Here is a 21,419-nt window from a genome sequence, read left to right as displayed (position 1 = left end):
TGCCTCCATAGCTGCTCCGGTTGCTTCCGGCTGGAGCATTTGCCGGGCGGGGCTTGCACCCGCTGGAAAGCGCCACCTTTTCACGGCGCACACCCTTCGCAGTCATTCGTCGTGATCGGCCAGGACTGAGTGCTGCTGAGAAACAACGGTCATCGATGTTTTCTGAGTTACCGGGGGCAACTACAATTATCGTCGCGCCTCATACGGGATTTCTTTTCAAAAATCTGTTCCACTTTTTTCTCAAACGTCCAATTAGCCAGCTCGTTTTGCTTTTCTTCGAATTCGGTTAGATGAATCCAATAATCTCTATGGTGAGCCTTATTCGGTGACTCAATAATGTCTTCGAGAATCGCCGCCAGCTTCTCGAGTGCGTGTTTTCGTCGGTAAAGTTCGACGACGGTGTGCGATTCGATTTCGTTAGTGATATCTTGGTTTATCGCGGTATTTTCTCGATTTAATGCCACGCACCACTGGCCATGCGCCAGCTTATTTCTCAAAATACTAGGATCAAAGATATATTGCTCGATCATCATGCGAAGTTTTTGAGCAACATTTGCACCGTGATTGCTTTTTGCGCCTTCAACGCGCTTGAGCGCAAGTTCAGCACACTTCACCCAACCCGACCTAACTCCATCAGCGTTGGAGGCACGTTTTACTTGCTCAACCTCATCGATCGATAGGCCATGCGGCGTATGTATAAGCTTTGAAAAAAGCGATTCAGCGAGCGCACAGTAAATTAGTGCAAGCGCCTTGGTCATCACCTCAACTGATTTATCATTTTTCTGGAGAATGAGCGAATTGATTTGGCGATTGATATGTTTCCAAGCCCGCTCAAGTTCTCGTACATTGGTCGTTTGGGCTTCGAACACGGAAACCCGTTGATGTTCATCCATTAGACGCTCTCAAGGTGGGCAAAGGACACTCAATAGAAGTGCCCTTTGCCCACCCGGAATCGAACCGGGATCTCCCTTGCGGGAAGTCTTGCCAAATTAGACTGACAGGCCCGCGTAAATTAGATCATATTTGGTCCGACATTGGAAGTATCTGACATGCAAACCGTATCGGCGTAGAGGCGATGGTGGTCTTGAGCCGGTATCGATCTCAAATTGCAGGAAGTCCAAAACGAGTGCGACAAAACTAGCGGGTTGCTCAAGCGCCGCAAGGTGTCCAGTCTCCATCTCAGCGTATCTGGCATCGGGAATGAGCGCCGAGAGTTGGCGGGCGTGCGCGACCGGCACCATGTGATCGTGTGTGCAGCCGATGACCAATACTGGCTTTGTGATCCTCCAAAATCTGGAGCTTAATTACTAAAGCTAATTGCGGGATGTTGTACTAGGCCGCTTCGTCGTTTGGATTGCCTGTCAGCAATTCAAAAACTCGATCAATAGCCGCTCTCATGTTGGGGCCGTGCTTTCCTGTGAACGCCTCATATTCATCGACGATGGCTCGCAGAACCGGCAACATCCCACTATCGCCTTCGGAAAAAATGAACGTTGAGGCTCTTGAAAAGAGCTCGTCCTCTTCCGGCCTTTTCAGGAAATCCACGTGGACGATTCTCTTGTCCACCCATCCTTTGATTATTGTCTTCAAGCTTACGTCAAGAATTTTTCTTTCAAAAACGTCATCAATTTTCTTGGCTTTTTCCTCCTCTCCGCGAGCTCTGTAGACATTCTGCAAGGTTGAATTTGTGTCTTCCGCTGGATCCTTCTTCTTGCGCTCCAAAAACAGAGCTCTGCAATCGACGAGAATCGACTCGACGAGCACGTTGCTTAGAAATGGATCGACGTTGCGCAGGCTCTCAAGTCGAACGATCTTTTCTTTCATGCAGCCCAGCCGTTCAGCGAACGAATCCTCGATGCGGCTCTCTACCCAAGCAACCCCTCCGTCCTCTATATGCTTCCGGGCCTCCTCCGCGGTTTCAAACTTTGGTAGATAAGGGCTTCGATTGCCGCCACCCAGATCATCCGTTGACATCCGACCCTCCTCTCTTCGTTTTTGAAAAGCCGTCAAGCATGGCGTGATGCGCTGGCGAATTTCGTGAACAAACACGCGCAGCGTGAACGCATTATCGCGCGTTCTTGCTCGCAGCCACGACGCGATCGCGACAGCGTTTTTCCGGCCGACGCACCCGATGGTTTTTCACCTGGCAAAGGTGCGTCAGGTGTATAACTCAACGACGACGCTGATAGTGCGAAAATATACGAAACGATCATCAGAACGTCGCCAATCAGATCCGGCGGGGGGCCGCGTCCCTCACGCATCGAGGGCGAACCGATTTTCGTCCGTGCCGCATCGGCCGCCTTGCTGATTTAAATGACTTCCCATCGCGCGTCGATCAGGTCATGGGGTGTGAATGGCCGTTCAGATACACCCGGCACGCCAAACCCAAAGCCCTGCTTCTGAACCTCTTCGGCCAATTCTCTCGCACTTTTCCCACCCGCCTTTCTCGCGTTGATCTCCTTTTCTGATGCGTCGCGAAGAAGCAGAGCCAAAGCCTCTTCGTTGCGGTTCTGGACGGCGTGCATCAACGTGTTGAAGCCGTCTCTGTCCCGCTGTTCGCGTTTTGCGTGCGGCAAAAGCGCCCGAAGTGCCTTGCTTCCATGGGCAGTCGGCGCCCTCAGCACAACGAGTCGCCGCCAGACCCAATAACCGCCGCTCAAAGCGCGTATTTGTCGCTGCGATTCTTAAACGCCGGCTTCGTCCCTTCGAGAATATGGATAACCTTTTCGAGCATCTTCGGGTTCTCAATGCCGCCGGCTTCGTAGGTGAAACTGTGCTCAGTCTTGTTGCACTCCGCGTAAATGATCTGCTCCGCGTCACACACGACAGCCAGATTGGGGTTGTGGGTGACGATGATGACCTGGCGGCGCTCCTTAGCGGCTTTGATACACTTAACCAAGATCTTGTAGATCGTCTGGTTGTCGAGATTCTCCTCGGGTTGGTCGATGACGATGGGGATGTCGTCCTTGTCCACGAGCAGGTAGAAGACGAGGAGTAAGAGACCACGCTCGCCCGGCGACAATTGGCCGATTTCCTGCTGCGCGTATGTCAGCGAATATCGCGGCGACAGATAACCGAGTCCGTAGACATAGTCGAGCACCTCTCTCGGCTCAACACTGCGCCGAACCTGGTCCGCCAATCGTGTCGACCGCCCCGCGTCGTCTCTGCGATCGTGACGTAGCAAATCGTCAACCTTTTCCGCAAAGGCGATCGTCTCGTCCGCCGTCGAGAAGCCCGCTTCGTTCAGAAGATCCCGCATTCGTTGTTCGCTGTCCTCGACCCCATAAAACGAGCCTCGCGCCTGACGATTGATGCGAGCGAAGAAGTGCTCCTGAAACCCCGATTCGTCGATCCGAACCTGGAAGTCGAGAGGGAGAGGCATGTCCATCTGCTGCGCGGATTGGACGAAGGACTGAACCGGCTCGTAGAGCCGACGGTATTCGTTGACGGCCTCCACGATCAGCGCATGAACCTGCCTGGTCCTCTCGACCCGGCCGGCGCGCAAATCTGCAAGCCGCCTCGGCAGCCCAGCGAGCCCCTCGATCTCCGCTTCCAGCCAGCCAATGCTGTTTGCTTTGTCCTTCCCGCCGATCAGTTCGTTCTTCGCCTTTTCCCACGCTGCGAGCGCTTCCTTGTATTGGATGAACAGGCGCTGCCTCTCGCCGAGTTTCGCCTTCGTCGCCTCGATGGACGCCAGGACGGTCTCTCGTCGCTTAACGAGGCCGTCCGGCTCTTCGCTCAGAAGCACACTGTCAACACTGATAATCTCATTGGCAGCAGCCGCGCCAACCTCATTGACCGGAGCCAGGTCGATTCGCAATGAGACAAGCTGATCGGGGCGGATTTCCGCGCCCAATTCGCCCAGCAAAGGCGCCAGCTCTTGCAGAAACTGGTCGTGGGCTTTCTTGTGGTTGTCAATCGCCTGCGAGATTCGCTTCGCCAACGCCTGCCGCTTGACAGCCGCCCCCTTGCGATCGCGAAGCACCGCCTCCTCCTTGTCGACGGCAGCCGCTTGCGCTTCGAGCTGCTGGATCAAATCCGCCGCTTGCTGCGATTCGCGCTGCGCTTCCGGGGAGGCGCCCGGGTCCGCTACCTCGACGGGTTTGCCGGCGTCAAGCGCCACCAGTTCGGAGCGCTTCGTCTCAAGTTGCTTTTCCAACCCCGTGCGGAACTCAGCCGACATCCGCTCCTCGGTGGCGAAAATGTCGGCGTTGATCCTCGAGATCTCTTTGATGATGGCTTGCCTCGCGGCATTGATTTCTGCGACTTTGAAATCAATCAAGGCGTCCATCGAGGGCTGGTCAAGTCGGTCCTCTTCGGGAACATGCGAGAAAATGATCTTCCGCAGCTCGCTGTCGAACGTAGAGGAGCCGCCCTCGCCGAGCTCATTGCACAGCGTTTCGAGATACAGCTGCGGCAGATACTTGATTCGCTCGACACTGGTTGGCGAAGGGTTCTCGTCAAGCTGTCTCGTCGACTCCGTGCCGTCTCGCCAGAAAATCGACGCCGTGAAATGTTGCGCCGGCTTGCCCTTCGGGTTTCGAAAGCGCTGGTCGTTCAAGAACGAAAAACCAGCCCTATTCTTCGTGTCGCCCGCCAACGCAATGATGTCGGACAATGCGCTTTTGCCGCTCCCCTTGTTGCCGATGATCGCCACCAGGTCGCTGTTGAGGGGCATGTCCACATCGAACCATGGATCTCGCAACGACGAGCCGGGCTTCTTTTTCACGCGAATGGACGAAACGTATTTCGTCCTATGGCGCTCGACCAATTGCCGCTTCGGCGGATTGTCGCCGATGTAGACGCGGTTCGAAAACTCCCGTATTGCCTGGACCAGGCCCGCGAACGTCGCGTCGGCTTTGATCCACGTGAAGCAGTTACCGATGCGGTCCTTGTCCTTCTCCCCGCTCAACCAATGAGCGTCCGAGCAGTCCAGAAGCAAGTCCGTCACGTTCGCGACAGTCAAGCTTTTGCGCGCCCTTTCATAGGCCGCCGGACTCTCCGCCGCGGTGAAGACGAGATTCGCCTCGTTGATGACGCTTCTCTTGTCGGCGATCGTGTGGTCGCTCCACCGCAAGCTGTCCCATTCGGTTTTTCCGATGGCGAGCAAATGGCGACGCTCGAAGAACGGCGTGTCGAGCGCCTCCTTGACGCTCTCCATGCTGACGTTCAACGAATTGAATCCCTCCGTCAGCGGGTCGCCATAGCTAGACTTCTGATCGTCGGGCGCCGCGGCAATGATGGCTTCGCCGAGCGCGCGGAGATTCTCGCGCGTGATCACACCGCCCCATCGTGCCTCATGGTCGCGCGCCTCCGGCATCAGCTTGTAGTGCCGCGTGATCGCGCTTAGGAACTGATCACGGATCAGAGCGGGCTCGACTTCGTCGAAAATGACGTGCAGGTTTATCCGGCTCCAATTTGATTCTGAAAATCCGTCTTTCGTCTTTTGAACAATGCCGCCGAATTTGTCGAGCCGCAGCTCCACAACGGGAAGAATCAAATCCAGATTCTGAAGCCGACCCTGCTCCCGCTTCGCCCGCAAGACGCGTTCGTAGCCGTCGACAAACACATAGTCGTTGATGCCGATCACCTTGAATTCGGGTGGCAAAGCCTCGAGGTCAGAGATGAACGCCTCCCACGCGGCGTCTTGGCCGCCTGGGTAGTGGTGAACGATGGATGCGGGCGTGTGGACGTGTAAATCCCACTTCCTCCACGTCGACCCGATTTTTTCATTTTGCATACGGCCTCCGCGCTATTGACTTGTTGTCGCGCTCTCTCATGACCGCGGCATGTGCGCCGCGACTCGGAACGCTGAAACTATATCTTCTGATTCGCGCGGACGGTAGGTCTGAACCGCGGGACTATGCGCAGTGGGAGAAGTCAGCCACTGAAAACGCAGCGTGGTGATATTTTTCGGGAAGCGCCATGGCTGCGTCCTCGACTCTAGGCGAGGATCGCCATCGCATCAAAGTTCGTTTGAGTTCAATACCGTATAGGTCTTGCCGGCGACCTCGAACTCGTCGAGGGCCCCATTGAGCCGCAGGTCTCGCGCATAGGCCTCCATGTCGATATAGATGCGGGCGACTTGGGGCAGCTCGGGGTAGAACTCGTCAAACAGCTCGGCCGCAGCGTCGATCATATCTCCCTCGCGAAGAACGACCTCTTCCAGGTTGCCAAGCAAGTCCTGAACCGTCTGGCCGCACTGAGACACGAGATAAAACGCCGCGGCCTTCGCTTCGGCGGAAAGAACCTCAACGCAATCGAACCACAGCGATAGGCTTGCCTGGCTTACGTCCAGTGCCCCAAAGAGCTCTGCGTCCACCGCGCCACCGTCAATGAATTGGATTTCGAATTCCTCGACGCGACCGCCGAGAGAATCCGTGCAGGCCTCAGTTCGTTGCGAATATTCTTCGAGTGAATGGAAATAGAAACCGACAGCGTCAAGGTTGCAGGGGCATGCAAAGTAGGCGTTCATGTTGGGTTCCTGGTTCGGTTTGGTGTTGAGAGCGATGCTCTCGGCCGGGAAACCTCTTCGCTCCTCCTCCCCGCGGGAGGAGGCGGGGGTGGTGGGCTGTCGCCGCGGGAAGAAACGCAAAAGCTGGCTCTTTGCCGGCTTTGTTCGTTGATGCCCACGTCAGGTCTCTTCGCAATCGCTGAGAGGCCTGACGTGGGCATGAAAAAAAGCCGCGCGTGGCGGCTTCTGAATGGGTTCGCGGCGGCTTGCGGCGACGGGCCTTAAGCGGCCGACGTGAACGGCCTCAGCGCAGCGCGGGGACGGGCGCGGCGGACGCCGCTCGTTGACGTCGGCGGGTCGTTAGCCCGACGCTGGGCGGCTGTGAATTTAGCCGTTGTGCGGCTCGATACGTGTCGCTATACTGGGCAAACCGGCGCCAGCCTGAGTTGTGAGCGGCTCAAAAACGGCAAGCTTATGTTGGTTGTTGACCATTTCACAAATCATTCGGCTATCCGACTGCGTGAATGCGGCCAATCGCTCATCGCCCCCACGCGGATATTGGAATAGCAAAATGTTTGATTTGTCGTCTATTGCGCACCAAGCGCAGTCTCAATTCGCCCCCGTCGTCCACGTCAAACGGACCCACGTCATGGAGATTCTTGCTGCCATGCTGGGATGCCACACCTACGCCGCCTTTCTCGCCGAGCAGAACGCATCTGACGCGGCGAGGCTGTTGGATGTCGAGCACGTGATTCTGCAACCAGAGCTCGCTCGCTCTCGTGCTACGGGCTTGGGGTTGTCTTCAACTCATGCCGAACTTCTCGTCGGGGGGCTTGGCGTCTTAATGACCAATGCAGGGCCAAAGCCCGGCCCAAGCGTCCACCAGTCTTTCGACAATTTCTGCGACGACTATCTTCGCCAGTTCATGGAACAGGCGGCGTTCGAGTCGAACGAGGTCGCATCGGAAGCCGCGAACACCAACGCTGATATGTCGGGGTCAACGATTGAGGATTTCACCTCTCGCCCCGACCTCCTCAAGGCCGAAGGCGGACGCTGGCAAGTCACCGGTGAAGGCGAAGTGGACATGGACCAAGACCCTGAGCGGCCTTTCAGCGGCGACCGCATCTACGTAACCGTGCGCGCATCGTTCGAGGTTTCCAGGCGCATCGGCGTGACTAAAAGGTTTCACGAGGTTGACGCCAGCCTTGACGAGAGTTGGTATGACGCTGACGACTATGACGACGACGGTGAGCTCGCGACGTAGGAGCGCCCCTGGCCCACGCGACAATTCCCGCCGGCTCCTCGCTGGCGGGTTGCGGACAGCCCTTGTCGAAAATGCATCACCTTCGCTGCACGCCATCGCGATCGCTTTCTCGACGCATCGCGCAGCACAACCACAAGCACCCGGGCGATATCGGGTTCACAACATGTCTTCGAACGGCACTAGTCCATGACGGAGTAGCCAATGACGAGTTCGACACCAGAAATTGACGTCGCGATACTTTTCTATGACGGAATGTGGAATTCCGAAAATCAAAAACGACTAAACGCGATTGGGAATGAGCTGAACAAGGTCCGACTCTACGCAAACGAAATGGTCGTTGATGATCTGCTTTCGCAAACGATCATTTACCTCACGGGCAGCGCTTACTTCGCCGGCCTCGTTCCGATTGTTCGAATAGAGAGCGCATTGTTTGTGGAAAAGGAATTTCGGAACGAGTATGCATATGCTCTTTCGGTTAGAGCCTACATTGAGGTCGCCGGCAGGCTTCACAAGGGCATGCGACTATGGCGTCAATACAAGTCGAAGGTGATGTCCCTCGAAGCGCTAAGGACGGGCGTCGAACGTTTGATGGCGAAATACCGACCGAGCAAGAATTCATCGGGCGGTATTTTCAAGGGGAATGGATTCAATGTCATGACTTTCGTTGAGTCGTTAGAAGAAAGAATCCCTGACGTCGCAGACACCTATGGAGATCTTTCTGGCTATGTTCATGGCGGGTTCGAAGAACAGATGCTTATACGAAGGGAATCATGGTTTTCGGATCTCAAGCAAGATCCAAATCCGATCATAGAGTCGTATGAAGCCTTCGTCCGAAAGCTTCGGGACGTCGCTTTTGACGACTTCGACGAGCTCCTGCAAATCACCAATTCGCTGCGAGAGCGCTACGACGAGAGGCACAAGCGCGAGGCATAACAGTCCACGGAAGACCGATCCTTATACAGCCGGCCCCGCAGGGGAACGCGATCCTTACAAGACCAGGATATGATGGAGAATCCCGAAGTGGAGAGACCGCCATGCCGAACCTGAAAGTCCAGCAGTTTTACGAGACCGAAGACGAGTTCCACGAAATGGGCGATAAACTCGAACTCGATCTCACCGACGAGGAGATCGCGCTGATCGAAGAAAACGGTGGCCAGCCGACCTGGCTCGACCGCCACGATGGTTTTTTCGCCATGCTCGACGATGAATAGGAGACAGCGGTTCCTTCGGCGCCAGGGGCGCTGACGCGCCCTTGGCGTCTCAGTTAATCGGGGCTGAAGAAATTTCGCGTGCACGTTCGTGTTCGTCTCGTGAGCGGCATCACGATATTTTTCGCGTATTCGAGACTTTCCGTCGCGTCGTCAGCCTATTTTGCGAACGCAATCAGCGCTTCATCCGACGGCGTGGGTTGCGTGTTCGGCACCGCATGTGCCGCATAGATCTGCGACAACGTGTGCTGGCGATACAGCTCCACACCCTTCTCGTCGCCGACACCTTCCGCGACATCGCCGCACCACCTAGGTGGCCAGAGCATCGCATGGCGACACGATGAAGCCTTTCGACTTGTCAGATCTGAATGACTTTGGCTCGCTTACCTGGATAGCGGGGTTTCGGAGGTTTGCGAGTCCGACGGCCCGAATCAACATCAGTTGGATCAGGTGGAATTTTCGATTCGACGGCCAGCACGATGCCCTTTTTCCCTTTCATCGCGTCTTTGATAAAGGGCACCAAGACTTTTGCTTGCAGCGCGGATGTCCCAATCCAGCCGCGGGCCACCAAGTCCGTGAAGGCGCTCGGTGTGATGTAGCGGCGACCCAAGGTCTCTGGATAAAGTATTTTTCCGTCCCGCTCCCCCTTAATCCGAGGGTCAAGGGCCAGCCGCTTCCAATAATCGAGTGTCACGTAAGCGCCAGGCACATGACCCGTCTTTTCGTGCGTCAGAAGTCGAGTGCAAAATTTGAAGAAAAACGGATCGGGACAAAACCGGTAACCGTCGCACGTCGTATCTTCGGCGACCTTCGCCAAAGCGGCAGCAGCAGCATCCATTCGCGCGATTTCTCTATCGAGTTGGGGGTCAGGGCGGTAGCCCTTTTCGCCATCGTCGCCTTCGAACATCTTGTATTGGACGAAAACCACTGCTCCGAGCGTTTCATTGACGTAGATAAGGTCGACCCCGAGCTGCCTTTCCAGGTCCAGCTTGTTCGCCAACACGATCGTCAGCTTGGTTGCGCCATTCTCAAATGTGCGGGCGGGGTATTGCTGAGATTTGACAAATTTCCAGTCCGGATCGCCCTCGTCGAGATCCCGCAAAATCAGGATGTCCTCGATCGCGCGCATATCGCCCTCGTCATCAAAGATCGACGTGGTGTCGGTCATCTCTGCCCCATTGAGTTGCGGCGCGGCCTTCAATCGCTCCTCGGATATCCCGGCTATCTTCAACGCTGTCACGGCGGCGTCGCGCTGGTATGCCCAGTTCATTCGCGCATTGGTACGGCCCAACTCTGGCGATGGGCGCTTGCGGCTTATGAGCCCGCTCGCGACTCTGTGCGCCGATGCGTCTATACGTTTCAAAGCATCCATCACCAGCTCGAACGCCTTCGGCGACAGAGTACCACCGGCATCAAGCGCCCTGCTGGCGCGCCATGCTTGCGCTCCTTCCAATCCCTTTTTAATTGAAGAAATACGAACGGCAGCCCGGAGCCGTTTAAGCTTCCAAATCTCCAATTTGTCACGCCCCGATTCCGCTGCGTAATAAATAACGCTTCTAGCTACGTGCGTCACCGAACGTCCATCGGTGCAGATAAAACAGAGCATCCATTTCCGGCGGAGTGCCACCGGGATTTGTTGCACGCCCTGGCTGCATATCTCATTAACGTGAATATCCGCTTCAAGCTCATCCAAACGATCCGCTTTGATTTGAAGAAGGAACCCTACCTCCGGTATCCAGAGTGCCCCCTCCCCGGGGTATCGCTCTTCGAATGTCGCCACAGGTTTTTTCTCCGATATTTAAGCCGAGTGATTCGATCGCGATGTCGTGGCGGCTTCCGGTGGCACCAGCCCGTGCGCCGGCCTCCACCATGAACCGTCAGGACCATCGCTGCTCGATGCCCATGGTGACGCGCGCGACCAGCCGATCAGATGCACTCTCTCAGCTCATCACCATCATCTCGCGGCGAAACTTGCCGCAATGCGGCCTTCACCAACGAAACAGCCAAGCAAACAATCTGTGCAGCAGTCCGCGTTGCGGCGGGCGCGGCGCGGAGCCAATGGATCTGCCGCCGGTCGAACTGATCATCTCCTTCGGTCGCGAGCTGGGTTGCGTGGGCTGCTGCGCCGGACGCGTCTGGGGACGGGGAACTGACGACGCGCGGATGGCGTTCAGCACGCTCTGATTGGGCGAAACGCGCGCCGGCGGTGGCGAAGCGGGCCGGGGCGGCGGTGTCGGTCGGGATGGTGGTGGCGGCGAAGGCCGCGCCGCCCGCATGGCGTCATTCGGGCGCGAGCTGTCTTGGACTTTGCCAAGGATCGCGCGATTGGCAGCGATGTCGCGCGAAGCCGGTGCATTGGCTGTCGGCCCAGCGAGGCGCCAACGAGCATCGGCTTCCGTAAGGAGCGTCATTTGACCAACCGCGGTGACGTTGATTGAGAGATGCGTGTAGCGGAGTCTTTTGTTCTCAAACGGCGGCTCCATCAAGCCGACGACGCTAACCCACTTTCCAACCCAAGAATCGTCCGGCTTTGTGCGCAAAGCGTCGAGGCCATCGCTCCATATTGCGATCTTGAAAATGCGCCCACGCCACGGTCCGAAATTCACGAAGATGTAGGGTTTGCGATTAATCGCCACATCGTTCTTCACTTCGACGATCTTCCCGATCACCTCGACCTTGTTGCCCACGCGGAGCAAGCAAGCCTCGTATTCGGTCGCGGAGAGAACTTCATACGCCCCGATGTATCCAGGCCTCGGCTTACCTTCGACGATCTTGCCCGTGAGCACAACGCTCGCCGGGGGCGACGGCATGTTTCTGCCCGCGATGAAGTCGGCCAACGTCGGGGCCTTCTGCATCGGCGAGGCGCAGATCGCAGCGAACGCCTTGGCCTTTTGCGCCAACTCCACCTTTGAGGCGATAAGCGCAAACCCCGGCGACGAACTGGGATCGATGAAATCGCTCGCACGAAATACGATTGCGTCGATTTCAGAGTTCGTCTTTCCCCAAATCGAGGGATCGGTTCGCAAGGCCTCGATCGATAGCCACAGTGAAATCAGCGAGAAGCGATCGAGCGTAGAGTCGAATGGGTTGGCGTCTTTGCGGCCGGGGTGTTGGAAATTGACGTGCCCGAGTTCCGCGCTGCCGAGATCTTTGATCTCGTCAATCCACATGCCGTCGTAGTCGATCAGCTGGACGCCCGCGCCACCGCTGGACACCATCAAGTTGCCCGTCTGGATGTCTCCGTGAGCGATGCGTTCCTTCTCGAGAAACACGGACAACGATTCGAGCGAAGACGCCAGTGCCCCGAGGGCTTGCGGGGAACCGTGATTGTCCTCGAGAAACTCGCCGAGCGTCGCGCCTTTCGCCCAGGCCATTTTGACGATCGGATACTCGCCGCCCTCAACGCGGATTCCCTTTTGCTGGAACTGAAAATCGAGAAAATACGGCGAGCGCAGAGTCGCCAGACGCTTGGAGATGGCCGTATATCGCCGTTCCAACGCCTTCGACTCTCGATGAAAACAGCGCACAGCGTATTTTTTGGTCCCCGCCGTGATGGTGTAGGTCAGCGCGAAACCGCCGCTGATGGCGAGGGGCAGCCCCATGCCGGTCGTCCCAACCCTTCCCGCTTTGAGCTCGGGGTCGGCCAGCCACAACGAGTGGTTGTTGAAGGCGTTGTTGTATTGCTCAAGAGATGGATAGGCCATCGCGCGCTTCACGTTCAAACGAGAGAACGAGCAGCGTCGAGTCGTCGACCCGCATGCGTTTTGCCGCGCGCTCTCTCAAAACCAATTCCGCCAATTGCTCCTCGCTTCGCAACGACGCCAGCTCGCGAAGCCCGTCGCCGTTGTCGCGCGCCGAGCGAAGCGCCCACTCGCCCAATGCGTCCGTCATGCACAAAAGCCGAGGAACGTTCAATTTGTTGAGGTGGAGCGTCGTGCCATGCCGGGTCCAGAAGTCGCCCGCGTCAAGAAAGCCGTTGTGGCGTCGGATGGTCGACAGCAACGACGGGCGCTCCTGGAATCGATCGGGATCGTCGAACGGCCAGGCGCTAACCAATTGCTCGTCGTCAATCAACAGAGCGACGCTGTCGCCGACGGCCAGCAGCTCCACGGCGTGATGGTCAGCAAGATACTCGCCACCCAGCAGCGTGGCGAAGCTGCCGCGCTCGAAGGCTGCCTGCTTCGACCAGCTCATCGACGAAATATCGTGCGCCGCCTCGTAGCCCGCGAGGGCGCAAGCGACCCACGCCGGACTCACGCCGGGGTCATCGACAAAGCGATTCGCCAACAGTTTGGCCCACAACTTCGAATCGAACGAGTCGCTCGCGCCGTCCGACAGCGCGAAGCGGTTCGAGCCATCCGGGATCGCGAGCGCGTCTTCGTTGGCTTCCGGGCTGCCGGGCTCCTTCGGGACGCTGCCGGCGAACTCCTGTCTCATTGTGGGATCAACGCAATTGCGCAGCGCGCGTTCCAATGTCGAAGAACTGGACGATCTCCGCCGCCTCGGCATTGAACGTGAATCCTCGCGCCTCCATGGCGACCGCGGCACCGTCGTTTTGCGCGAAACGAATCAGGTGGTCGGGCAGCGGGCTCGACATCCGAAACAGCAACTTCGCAAAGGTGTCCGGCAAGCCGGACTCGGCCGACGGAAAGCTGATCGGGTTGTGTCCCAGCGTGCTCGCGTGGAGATTGAACAGAAGCACTTCACCGTCGTTCGTGCGGATCTGCCGAACATGGCTGGCAAGCTCTTCGGGGTCGCCGTCCGTGGATTCGCCGTCGGTCACGTGAAGGATCGTCGGCGGGTAGCTGTCGGGATGAGCGTCGCACCACGCGATGAGTTCCTCGGCGGCTCGGGTCAGCGCCGCGCGCATCGGCGTCCCGCCCGTAGCGACCGGATCGAACCAAATGGGAAACTTGATCGTCGTTTCAGCGATGCCGCCCGCTCCGTCATCCTGCTTGCGCTTGCGATCTTCGATTCTCGACGGATTTTGCTCGAACGCCGAGATGGGATGCAGGATTTGCGATCCCAGCGCGCCGGACAATCCGTTTGACACGCCGTTGCCGTTGTATCCAATGACGCCGACGTCAAAGTAGTCTCGAACCCCTTCAGACTTGGTGCAGCGCGTCACCAAATTCATCAGCGTGCGATTGAGCGCGTCGGCTACAAACTCCGCCTTGCTCTTGCCGGATGACATTTTGTCCGACATTGAGCCAGATTGGTCAACAACAAACAAAAACGCGGTGGGGCCATTGCGACTGATTTGTGCTTCGTATGCCATCGTTGGTCTCCGAAATGGTCGCTGAATCATATCAGCGCGATGGGTCGAGCTCAAACCGCCGTTAGTTCAATTTGCGCTTCTCGATTTATGCAAATTGAATAGTCAATGCAGATCCCGCGCCTGCCTTCGGCTTCGATCCCTCGACTCTAGAGTTCAATCGGATCCTCAATGGTCTCGTGACTTCTTGGAAAAAAGACGTTAAGTACGTTTGCGCGAAACTCGTAAAGCGACTGCATTCTCAGCATAAGGGCGCGATTGTCGTTATTGACAACACGGACCAATACCGTAAGGATTTTCAAGAATATCGTCGAATCCGCGCTGCATTGAGCAGGCAGCAGGTCTTCATCTCGGAGAAGGTCGTGCGACGTTTGAGGTTCCCTCGGTTTTTCGCCTTCCAGAGGCCTCGGGTTACGCGGCCGCATCCTTGGTCTGCTGAGCTTTGATCCAGTCTTGCAGGAACTGAACCGGCGATAAAAAGCCGAGCGACGAATGACGACGACTGCGGTTATAAAACACTTCGATGTATTCGAACAGGTCCGTCTGCCAGCAGGTGAGAAGCCAGTGCGACGATACGCTCCGATTCGTCGGTCTTGACAGTCCCGGCCTCAGCGGTGATGCGAATGGTCTTGATGCCGTGGCGGGTCTGGAAGTCCTCCCGGCGTAGCTGTGCTATTTCGCCTATGCGGGCTCCGGTATGCAGAAGCAGCAACAGGGCCGCTCGGCCATCTTCGGGTGTTACGTTATCCCAATGGTGTACCTGCTCCATTTGGCCGGAGAACAGAAGAGCTCCGAACAATATCTCTAGTTCGTTATCGGTCCAGCCTTCTCGTTTCTTCGCGCCCTTGGTCTTGTCGAATGAAACCGTGAACTGGTTGCGATCGAGGATGCCATCCTTTACAGCCGTGTTCACTAAAGCATTTACGGACGCGTAGTGATTGTGAGCGGTCTTGGCCCCGAAGCCCCGCGCCTTGCTGTCCAACAGGAACTTGACGAAGGTCGCTCCGGTCGCTCGCGTCAGATCGCTCAAGGACACTGTGCCGCACGCTTCCTCGAATAACGCTAGTGCCTTCCCGGTGCGCTTTACGGGATTGTCTGTCTCGGCATACCCGTTCCACTGCTGCCAAGATGGCACCATGTCCCGAAGGGTCTTGAGTGCTTCCCGAGTCTTCTTTACAGGTTCGGCGTCCGGAGTGGCTCCCCTGGGGATGACAGGCTCAGGCGGCGTATCTACGGGTTCGCCTTGGCTTCTTTGCGCCACGGCTTCCGTGGCCCTAACCAGCGTTCGTGTGATGCGCTGAAGTGCCAAGCGTCCCTCGGTCGTGTCCCATGCCACACGAATAGACAGAGGGTCACAAACGAAGTCCACGTACTCACGGGTGGACGAAAAGTCGCCCCGCGCTAAAGCTGTTTTCCAAGCCTGTGCCTGTTCCTGGTCAAACCGTTGCACTGCTGCGGCCTGCTCTTGGGTCAGAAAATCTCCCGTTTGTTCCCATGCAGCCTGATCGGTATTGGGGAGGTGTCCCCTGTAGGCGCTAACCAGTCGAGGGGTGACGCGGGTTTGCTCATCCAGTGTCAAGACCAGGTTTTGTACCGCCTGGGCGATGTAAGCCTCTAGCTCTTCTGACAGCGGGACGAATGGTGCGGGGCGCGTACTGTCCTCCAGCGCCTGAAACCGGACTCGGTGTTCGGCTATCAGCCGGTGTGCGATGGTGATCGCTTCAGCGCGGTTGCGGGTCTTGAGGCTGGCTCTGTAAGCATCGGTCGCCAGCTTGCCGCCGCTCGTTCGAGGGAACAGGTGCTGAAGGTGTTTGGGGATGCCGATACGGAGTTGATAGATACCGCTTTGGGGATGCGGTTCCAGTCCGGGGGGCAGTGTCGTCATGTCATCCATCCACGTATTTTGACACGCGAATTGACAAGGTAGATTGACGATGCCGGAAAAGACAAAGCCCGGAAAGTCTTGCCAGTATTGGGATTCCCTTTACTGGCCTGGCTTTCCGGGCCTTAATCCTTGGTCGGGGCGAGAGGATTTGAACCTCCGACCACACGCCCCCCAGGCGTGTGCGCTACCAGGCTGCGCTACGCCCCGAACAGTGCAAAATTATAACAGACACTTCTTTCGATTAGAACCGCCCTGCACGAACAAAGTGAACTAGCGGCCCAGCAGATCGATGACGTGCAGCAACTCCCGGCGCAACTGCTCGACATCCACCGAAGCGGCGGGTGCCGCCGGCGCTTGCGCAGCCGCGACGCTTTCAGCTTCTTCAAGATCCTCGGCCGGCGCACCGTGCGCCCCACCGCCATGCGAATCGAGACGATTGCGCGCGCCGTTGATCGTGAAGCCCTGCTCATAGAGCAACTCACGAATCCGTCTGATCAACAGCACCTCGTGATGCTGATAGTACCGGCGGTTGCCGCGTCGCTTGACCGGCCGCAACTGCGTGAACTCCTGCTCCCAGTAACGCAACACATGCGGCTTCACACCGCATAGTTCGCTGACCTCACCAATCGTGAAGTAGCGCTTCGCCGGAATCGGAGGCAAGACGACTTTTTCGATCGTCGCTGTCATCGTCAGTTAGCCGTCGTAGTGGGTTGCGCAGGAACGCGCCAGTCGATCAGCGCGCGAAGCTCGCTTCAGCGCCGTTCTCAACCAGCGCTTTCAGCTTTTGACTTGCATGGAACGTCACAACCCGGCGCGCGGCGATCGGAATCGCCTCGCCGGTCTTCGGATTTCTGCCGGGACGCTGGGGCTTGTCGCGCAACTGGAAGTTGCCGAACCCCGACAGCTTCACGCTGTCGCCACTCTCCAGCGCATCGCGGATCACCTCGAAGAACGCTTCGACCATGTCTTTCGCTTCCCGCTTGTTGAGCCCGACATTGTCGAACAGCAACTCGGCAAGTTCAGCTTTGGTGAGCGTCGGCGTTTCAGCGGAAACGACGGCGGATGATGTCGGAATATCGCGAATCATGGCGCTGCGTTGCGCCGTAAGAAGGGCTTCGAAATCACTCGAGTTCATTTCATTCATATCTATCAAATGGCGCGCCAAGCAAAAAACAAAGGATGCGGAAACAGCCGTGCAATTGTTAAATGCGGGTTATCCGCGCAACCGTGCGCCATATACTCGAGCCAGACGTTCCACCAGAGTTTGAATGGCCAGATCGACCGTCTCATCCTGAAGGGTTCCGCCAGTATCTTGCAAGGTCACACGGAACGCAAGGCTTTTCTCATGAGCGGCCAGACCGCCGGAAGTGTTTGATTTTGGACGGAATTCGTCGAAAAGCGCAACCTTCTGAACGCTCTTGCAAGCCGGCTCCGATTGCGCCTTCTGCAACTCGTCCAACAGCGCCTGAACCTCGATTTTCTGATCGACGACCACCGCAATATCACGCCGCACCGGCGGGAATTTAGACACTTCCGCGGGAGTGGGCAATACGCGCTGCATTAATGCTTCCGATTCGATTTCAAACAGAATCGGCGCATGCGGCAAATCATATTTCTGCATCCAGCGCGGATGCAATTCGCCAATCCAGCCGACAGCGCGGCCATTCACTTCAATACGCGCGCTGCGTCCCGGATGCAGCGCCGGATGTTCCGCTTTCACGAAAATTGCCACCGCCGGCGCCAGCAATGCTTCGAGATCGCCCTTCACGTCGAAGTAGTCGACCGTGCGCGTGGCCGCGCCCCACTGCTCGTCGAGCGACGGGCCGTAGGCGAGCGCGCCGATCATCTTCGGCTGCGCGAAACCTTCCACCGTCAGTTCGCCGGCTTTGATCGACGGATCATGCAGAAACACGCGGCCCGCTTCGAACACGCGCACACGATCCGCGGCGCGGCGATTCAGATTCGTACGCAGCACGTGGATCAGGCTGCCGAACAGCGTGGTGCGCATCACCGACAACTGGCTCGCGATTGGATTGAGCAAGCGGACCGGTTTGTCGTTGCCCGCGAAATCCTGTTCCCATTCGGCGTCGACGAAACTGAAGTTCACCGTTTCCGCGTAATCGCGCGCGGCGAGGGCGTGGCGGATCACGTGGATCGAACGCTGGGTTTCATTGGTCGCGAGCATTTCGCTGGTCGCAACCGGCGGACGCGCCGGGATCTTCTCGAAGCCGTAGATACGTGCGACTTCTTCGATCAGGTCTTCTTCGATTTCAATGTCGAAGCGGTACGACGGCGGCATCACCGAGAACGTGTCATCGCTGCGCTCGAACGTGAGGCCGAGGCGCGTGAAGATTTGCGCGATTTCATCCGCGTCGATCCTGATACCGATGATGCGGTTCGCACGCGACACACGCATCTTCACCGGCTCGCGCTTCGGCACGTTGACGATCTGGTCGTCGACCGGGCCGGCCGCGCCACCGCAGATGTCGAGGATCAGTTGCGTGATGCGTTCGATATGCTCGACCGTGGTCGCGTAGTCGACACCGCGTTCGAAGCGATGGCCCGCATCGGTCGAAAAGTTGTACTTGCGCGAGCGGCCGCGAATGCTATCCGGCCACCAGAATGCGGCTTCGAGATAGATGTTCGTGGTGTCGAGCGTGACAGCGGTGCTGTCGCCGCCCATGATGCCCGCGAGACTTTCAATATGTTGCTCGTCCGCGATCACGCCGACGGTGTCGTCGAGCTCGACCGTGTTGCCGTTCAGCAACTTGAGCGTTTCGCCGGGGCGGCCCCAACGCACGTCCATGCCGCCGTGGATCTTGTCCAGATCGAACACGTGCGACGGACGGCCCAGTTCGAGCATCACGTAGTTCGAGATATCGACCAGCGCGGAGATGCTGCGCTGCCCCGAACGTTCGAGACGCTGCACCATCCACTGCGGCGACTTCGCGCGCGCATTGACGCCGCGAATCACACGACCCGAGAAGCGGCCGCACAGATCCGGCGCCGAAATCTTGACGGGCAGCGTTTCGTCGAGCGTGACTTGCGCGGGTTTGATCTCGAGCGGGCGCAACGATGCCCCGGTGATCGCCGACGTTTCGCGTGCCACGCCGAACACCGACAGGCAGTCCGCCTTGTTCGGCGTCAGCTTGATTTCAAAAATCGTGTCGTCGAGATTGAGCGTTTCGCGGATATCCTGGCCGATCGGCGTATCTTCCGGCAGGATCATCAGGCCGCTATGATCTTCCGACAGCTTCAGTTCGCGTGCCGAGCAGAGCATGCCCTGGCTTTCCACACCGCGCAGTTTCGAGAGCTTGATCGCGAATGGCGCGGCGCCCTCTTCGGCCGGCGGCAATTGCGCGCCCACCAGCGCGACCGGCACCTTGATGCCCGGCGCCACGTTCGGCGCGCCGCACACGATATTCAGCGTCGCGCCCGTGCCGGCGTCGACCTGACACACGTTGAGCTTGTCCGCGTCCGGATGCTTGACGACTTCCAGCACCTGACCGACAACGATCTTCGAGGTCGGCGGCGCGGCCGGCCGCAGGTCTTCAACTTCGAGACCGGCCATTGTCAACGCGTGCGACAGTTGGTCGGTCGTCAGTTGCGGATCGACAAAGGTTCTCAGCCAGGATTCCGGGAATTGCATGGTTCTGTGTACGTTCTGATCAGGTTAGGTCCACGTCCGGCGATACTGCCCTGGTGCTGCGCTGGACTCCGCCGGGGACGCTGCGAACGGCACGCCTTGCATGCCATCCGCGCTCTATGCTTGTCGCGTTCGACCGCGCGGTTCAGGCGAACTGACGCAGGAAACGCAGGTCGTTTTCGAAGAACAGACGCAGGTCTTGCACGCCGTAGCGCAGCATGGTGAGCCGTTCGAGGCCACTACCGAACGCAAAGCCGATGTAGCGCTCCGGGTCGAGACCCATGTTGCGAATCACCGTGGGATGCACCTGGCCGGAGCCCGAAATTTCGAGCCACTTGCCGGCGTTCTTGCCGGTTTCGAACAGCATGTCGATTTCAGCCGACGGTTCCGTGAACGGAAAATACGACGGACGGAAGCGCACGAGAATGTCGTCGCGCTCGAAGAATTTCTTCAGGAAGTCGGTATAGACGCCCTTCAGGTCGGCGAAGCTGATGTTCTCGTCGATCCACAGGCCTTCGACCTGGTTGAACATCGGCGAATGGGTCGCGTCGCTGTCCACGCGATACGTGCGGCCCGGCACGATCACCTTGATCGGCGGCGTGTTGGTGCGCGCGTAGCGCACCTGCATCGGGCTGGTATGAGTGCGCAGCAGCAGTTGACGGCCGTCGGCATCTTTGCCGTCGACGTAGAAAGTGTCCTGCATGGAACGCGCCGGATGGTTTTCCGGGCTGTTCAGCGAGGTGAAGTTGTACCAGTCGGTTTCGATTTCGGGGCCGTCGGCCACGTCGAATCCAATCGACCGGAATATCTGTTCGACGCGCTCCCACGTGCGCATCACCGGGTGCAGACTGCCTGCGCCAGTGCCACGGCCGGGCAACGTGACGTCGATGGCTTCAGCGGCCAGGCGCTGATTCAGCAACGCGTCGGCCAATGCCTGACGGCGGGCCGTCAACGCAGCTTCCACTTGTTGCTTGACGAGGTTGATCCGTGCGCCTTCGGTCTTGCGCGTTTCGGGATCGAGTTTGCCAAGGCCCTTCAATAGATCGGTCAACGCACCCGCTTTGCCAAGAAAGCGCGCTTTCTCGTTCTCGAGGGTGGTGACGTCGGAGGCTTCCGAGAAGGCTTTTTGCGCGTCGGCGACAATCTGGTCCAGATCCATTGATCCCATCATTTCAACGTCAGTGTTCTATCGAAGCAAACTGGTTCTACCAACAAAAACGGGGCTCGGTGAGGAGCCCCGTTTTTGCTGCAGCGTCACCGAGACTACCGGATGTTCGCTACAACGAACCACGCAGTGTTAATTGCCAGAAGCGCAATCAGGCTGCAACGGCGGCTTTCACCTGCTGAACGATCGCAGCAAAAGCAGCCTTGTCGAACACAGCCATGTCGGCCAGCACCTTGCGGTCGAGTTCGATCGAAGCCTTCTTCAGGCCGTTGATGAACACGCTGTACGTCATGTCGTGCTGACGCACCGCCGCGTTGATACGCGTGATCCACAATGCACGGAACACACGCTTCTTGTTGCGGCGATCGCGGTAGGCGTATTGGCCCGCGCGCATGACCGCCTGCTTGGCGATGCGATAGACGTTATTGCGACGGCCGCGGTAACCCTTGGCCAGCTTGATGATCTTCTTGTGACGGGCCCGTGCGGTAACCCCACGTTTTACTCGAGGCATATCTTGCTCCT

The 21,419-nt window shown here is 57.8% G+C and carries 19 protein-coding genes, 1 tRNA gene and 1 pseudogene; 3 read left to right on the top strand and 18 right to left on the bottom strand.

What is annotated here, in order from left to right; all coding sequences use genetic code 11:
• Positions 1–167: 167 nt before the first annotated feature.
• From BX591_RS33005 to BX591_RS32985, 5 genes are all read right to left on the bottom strand, one after another.
• Complete coding sequence (locus BX591_RS33005; RefSeq protein ID WP_111935507.1) at positions 168–893, bottom strand: hypothetical protein; 726 nt, start codon at positions 891–893, stop codon at positions 168–170.
• A 439-nt stretch (positions 894–1,332) separates the two neighbouring features.
• Positions 1,333–1,974, bottom strand: coding sequence for a hypothetical protein (locus tag BX591_RS33000; RefSeq protein WP_111935506.1), 642 nt, complete (start codon positions 1,972–1,974; stop codon positions 1,333–1,335).
• Between the two features lie 335 nt (positions 1,975–2,309).
• Entirely contained in the window at positions 2,310–2,660 is a 351-nt protein-coding gene (locus BX591_RS32995) for an ankyrin repeat domain-containing protein (RefSeq protein ID WP_146749847.1), read from the bottom strand.
• Positions 2,657–5,740 carry a TrlF family AAA-like ATPase gene (locus BX591_RS32990; RefSeq protein WP_111935504.1) on the bottom strand — a complete coding sequence of 1,028 codons (3,084 nt, stop codon included), beginning with the start codon at positions 5,738–5,740 and terminating at the stop codon, positions 2,657–2,659. Before BX591_RS32990 ends, BX591_RS32995 begins: the two co-directional genes overlap by 4 nt.
• A 225-nt stretch (positions 5,741–5,965) precedes the next feature.
• Positions 5,966–6,475, bottom strand: a complete 510-nt coding sequence (locus tag BX591_RS32985; protein ID WP_146749846.1) for an antirestriction protein ArdA — start codon at positions 6,473–6,475, stop codon at positions 5,966–5,968.
• A gap of 628 nt (positions 6,476–7,103) precedes the next feature.
• Between BX591_RS32985 and BX591_RS32980 the strand changes: the two genes are divergently transcribed.
• The 3 genes from BX591_RS32980 to BX591_RS36680 all read left to right on the top strand — a co-directional run bounded on the left by BX591_RS32980 (position 7,104) and on the right by BX591_RS36680 (position 8,929).
• Entirely contained in the window at positions 7,104–7,718 is a 615-nt protein-coding gene (locus BX591_RS32980; protein WP_146749845.1) for a hypothetical protein, read from the top strand.
• A 201-nt stretch (positions 7,719–7,919) separates the two neighbouring features.
• On the top strand, positions 7,920–8,651 hold the full coding sequence (locus tag BX591_RS32975) for a hypothetical protein (RefSeq protein WP_111935501.1): 732 nt from the start codon (positions 7,920–7,922) through the stop codon (positions 8,649–8,651).
• A 101-nt stretch (positions 8,652–8,752) separates the two neighbouring features.
• Positions 8,753–8,929, top strand: coding sequence for a hypothetical protein (locus tag BX591_RS36680; RefSeq protein WP_167444665.1), 177 nt, complete (start codon positions 8,753–8,755; stop codon positions 8,927–8,929).
• Between the two features lie 155 nt (positions 8,930–9,084).
• On the opposite strand, the gene BX591_RS36675 is transcribed toward BX591_RS36680, so the two are convergent.
• The 13 genes and pseudogenes from BX591_RS36675 to rplT all read right to left on the bottom strand — a co-directional run bounded on the left by BX591_RS36675 (position 9,085) and on the right by rplT (position 21,408).
• On the bottom strand, positions 9,085–9,252 hold the full coding sequence (locus BX591_RS36675; RefSeq protein ID WP_167444664.1) for a hypothetical protein: 168 nt from the start codon (positions 9,250–9,252) through the stop codon (positions 9,085–9,087).
• A gap of 32 nt (positions 9,253–9,284) precedes the next feature.
• A complete protein-coding gene (locus BX591_RS32970) occupies positions 9,285–10,706 on the bottom strand; it encodes a hypothetical protein (protein ID WP_111935500.1) in 1,422 nt (473 codons plus the stop codon).
• Positions 10,707–10,914: 208 nt separating this feature from the next.
• A complete protein-coding gene (locus BX591_RS32965) occupies positions 10,915–12,630 on the bottom strand; it encodes a protein kinase family protein (RefSeq protein WP_111935499.1) in 1,716 nt (571 codons plus the stop codon).
• Positions 12,611–13,363: a hypothetical protein gene (locus BX591_RS32960; RefSeq protein ID WP_111935498.1), complete on the bottom strand. Its 753-nt coding sequence runs from the start codon at positions 13,361–13,363 to the stop codon at positions 12,611–12,613. The genes BX591_RS32965 and BX591_RS32960 overlap by 20 nt, the downstream gene beginning before the upstream one ends.
• A gap of 7 nt (positions 13,364–13,370) precedes the next feature.
• Positions 13,371–14,204, bottom strand: coding sequence for a vWA domain-containing protein (locus tag BX591_RS32955; RefSeq protein ID WP_111935497.1), 834 nt, complete (start codon positions 14,202–14,204; stop codon positions 13,371–13,373).
• 408 nt (positions 14,205–14,612) lie between these two features.
• Positions 14,613–14,738: pseudogene (locus BX591_RS32945) on the bottom strand (IS3 family transposase); the annotation flags it as partial.
• Positions 14,710–16,086 (bottom strand): DUF6538 domain-containing protein, encoded by a 1,377-nt coding sequence (locus tag BX591_RS37275; RefSeq protein WP_167444663.1) that lies wholly within the window; start codon positions 16,084–16,086, stop codon positions 14,710–14,712. The gene BX591_RS37275 and the pseudogene BX591_RS32945, both read right to left, overlap by 29 nt.
• A 130-nt stretch (positions 16,087–16,216) precedes the next feature.
• A tRNA-Pro gene (locus tag BX591_RS32935) sits at positions 16,217–16,293 on the bottom strand.
• A gap of 63 nt (positions 16,294–16,356) precedes the next feature.
• Positions 16,357–16,773 (bottom strand): MerR family transcriptional regulator, encoded by a 417-nt coding sequence (locus BX591_RS32930; protein WP_111935494.1) that lies wholly within the window; start codon positions 16,771–16,773, stop codon positions 16,357–16,359.
• Positions 16,774–16,819: 46 nt separating this feature from the next.
• Positions 16,820–17,230, bottom strand: coding sequence for an integration host factor subunit alpha (locus BX591_RS32925; RefSeq protein ID WP_111935493.1), 411 nt, complete (start codon positions 17,228–17,230; stop codon positions 16,820–16,822).
• A gap of 69 nt (positions 17,231–17,299) precedes the next feature.
• Positions 17,300–19,735 carry a phenylalanine--tRNA ligase subunit beta gene (pheT, locus tag BX591_RS32920; RefSeq protein ID WP_111935492.1) on the bottom strand — a complete coding sequence of 812 codons (2,436 nt, stop codon included), beginning with the start codon at positions 19,733–19,735 and terminating at the stop codon, positions 17,300–17,302.
• A 142-nt stretch (positions 19,736–19,877) separates the two neighbouring features.
• Complete coding sequence (gene pheS, locus BX591_RS32915; RefSeq protein ID WP_167444662.1) at positions 19,878–20,891, bottom strand: phenylalanine--tRNA ligase subunit alpha; 1,014 nt, start codon at positions 20,889–20,891, stop codon at positions 19,878–19,880.
• Positions 20,892–21,048: 157 nt separating this feature from the next.
• Positions 21,049–21,408: a 50S ribosomal protein L20 gene (rplT, locus tag BX591_RS32910; RefSeq protein WP_006052502.1), complete on the bottom strand. Its 360-nt coding sequence runs from the start codon at positions 21,406–21,408 to the stop codon at positions 21,049–21,051.
• Positions 21,409–21,419: the final 11 nt, after the last annotated feature.

The sequence above is a fragment of the Paraburkholderia bryophila genome (assembly GCF_003269035.1).
GTDB lineage: Bacteria > Pseudomonadota > Gammaproteobacteria > Burkholderiales > Burkholderiaceae > Paraburkholderia > Paraburkholderia bryophila.
This window is presented reverse-complemented; position numbering and strand designations above follow the sequence as displayed.

Bases quoted from the DNA above. Each gene is read 5' to 3' on its own strand.
- BX591_RS32990 (WP_111935504.1), bottom strand. From the start codon at position 5,740: ATGCAAAATGAAAAAATCGGGTCGACGTGGAGGAAGTGGGATTTACAC.
- BX591_RS32980 (WP_146749845.1), top strand. From the start codon at position 7,104: ATGGAGATTCTTGCTGCCATGCTGGGATGCCACACCTACGCCGCCTTT.
- BX591_RS32985 (WP_146749846.1), bottom strand. From the start codon at position 6,475: ATGAACGCCTACTTTGCATGCCCCTGCAACCTTGACGCTGTCGGTTTC.
- BX591_RS32930 (WP_111935494.1), bottom strand. From the start codon at position 16,773: ATGACAGCGACGATCGAAAAAGTCGTCTTGCCTCCGATTCCGGCGAAG.
- BX591_RS32975 (WP_111935501.1), top strand. From the start codon at position 7,920: ATGACGAGTTCGACACCAGAAATTGACGTCGCGATACTTTTCTATGAC.
- BX591_RS36675 (WP_167444664.1), bottom strand. From the start codon at position 9,252: ATGCTCTGGCCACCTAGGTGGTGCGGCGATGTCGCGGAAGGTGTCGGC.
- BX591_RS32965 (WP_111935499.1), bottom strand. From the start codon at position 12,630: ATGGCCTATCCATCTCTTGAGCAATACAACAACGCCTTCAACAACCAC.
- BX591_RS32955 (WP_111935497.1), bottom strand. From the start codon at position 14,204: ATGGCATACGAAGCACAAATCAGTCGCAATGGCCCCACCGCGTTTTTG.
- BX591_RS33005 (WP_111935507.1), bottom strand. From the start codon at position 893: ATGGATGAACATCAACGGGTTTCCGTGTTCGAAGCCCAAACGACCAAT.
- BX591_RS36680 (WP_167444665.1), top strand. From the start codon at position 8,753: ATGCCGAACCTGAAAGTCCAGCAGTTTTACGAGACCGAAGACGAGTTC.
- BX591_RS32925 (WP_111935493.1), bottom strand. From the start codon at position 17,230: ATGAATGAAATGAACTCGAGTGATTTCGAAGCCCTTCTTACGGCGCAA.
- BX591_RS37275 (WP_167444663.1), bottom strand. From the start codon at position 16,086: ATGACGACACTGCCCCCCGGACTGGAACCGCATCCCCAAAGCGGTATC.
- rplT (WP_006052502.1), bottom strand. From the start codon at position 21,408: ATGCCTCGAGTAAAACGTGGGGTTACCGCACGGGCCCGTCACAAGAAG.
- BX591_RS33000 (WP_111935506.1), bottom strand. From the start codon at position 1,974: ATGTCAACGGATGATCTGGGTGGCGGCAATCGAAGCCCTTATCTACCA.
- BX591_RS32960 (WP_111935498.1), bottom strand. From the start codon at position 13,363: ATGAGACAGGAGTTCGCCGGCAGCGTCCCGAAGGAGCCCGGCAGCCCG.
- pheT (WP_111935492.1), bottom strand. From the start codon at position 19,735: ATGCAATTCCCGGAATCCTGGCTGAGAACCTTTGTCGATCCGCAACTG.
- pheS (WP_167444662.1), bottom strand. From the start codon at position 20,891: ATGGATCTGGACCAGATTGTCGCCGACGCGCAAAAAGCCTTCTCGGAA.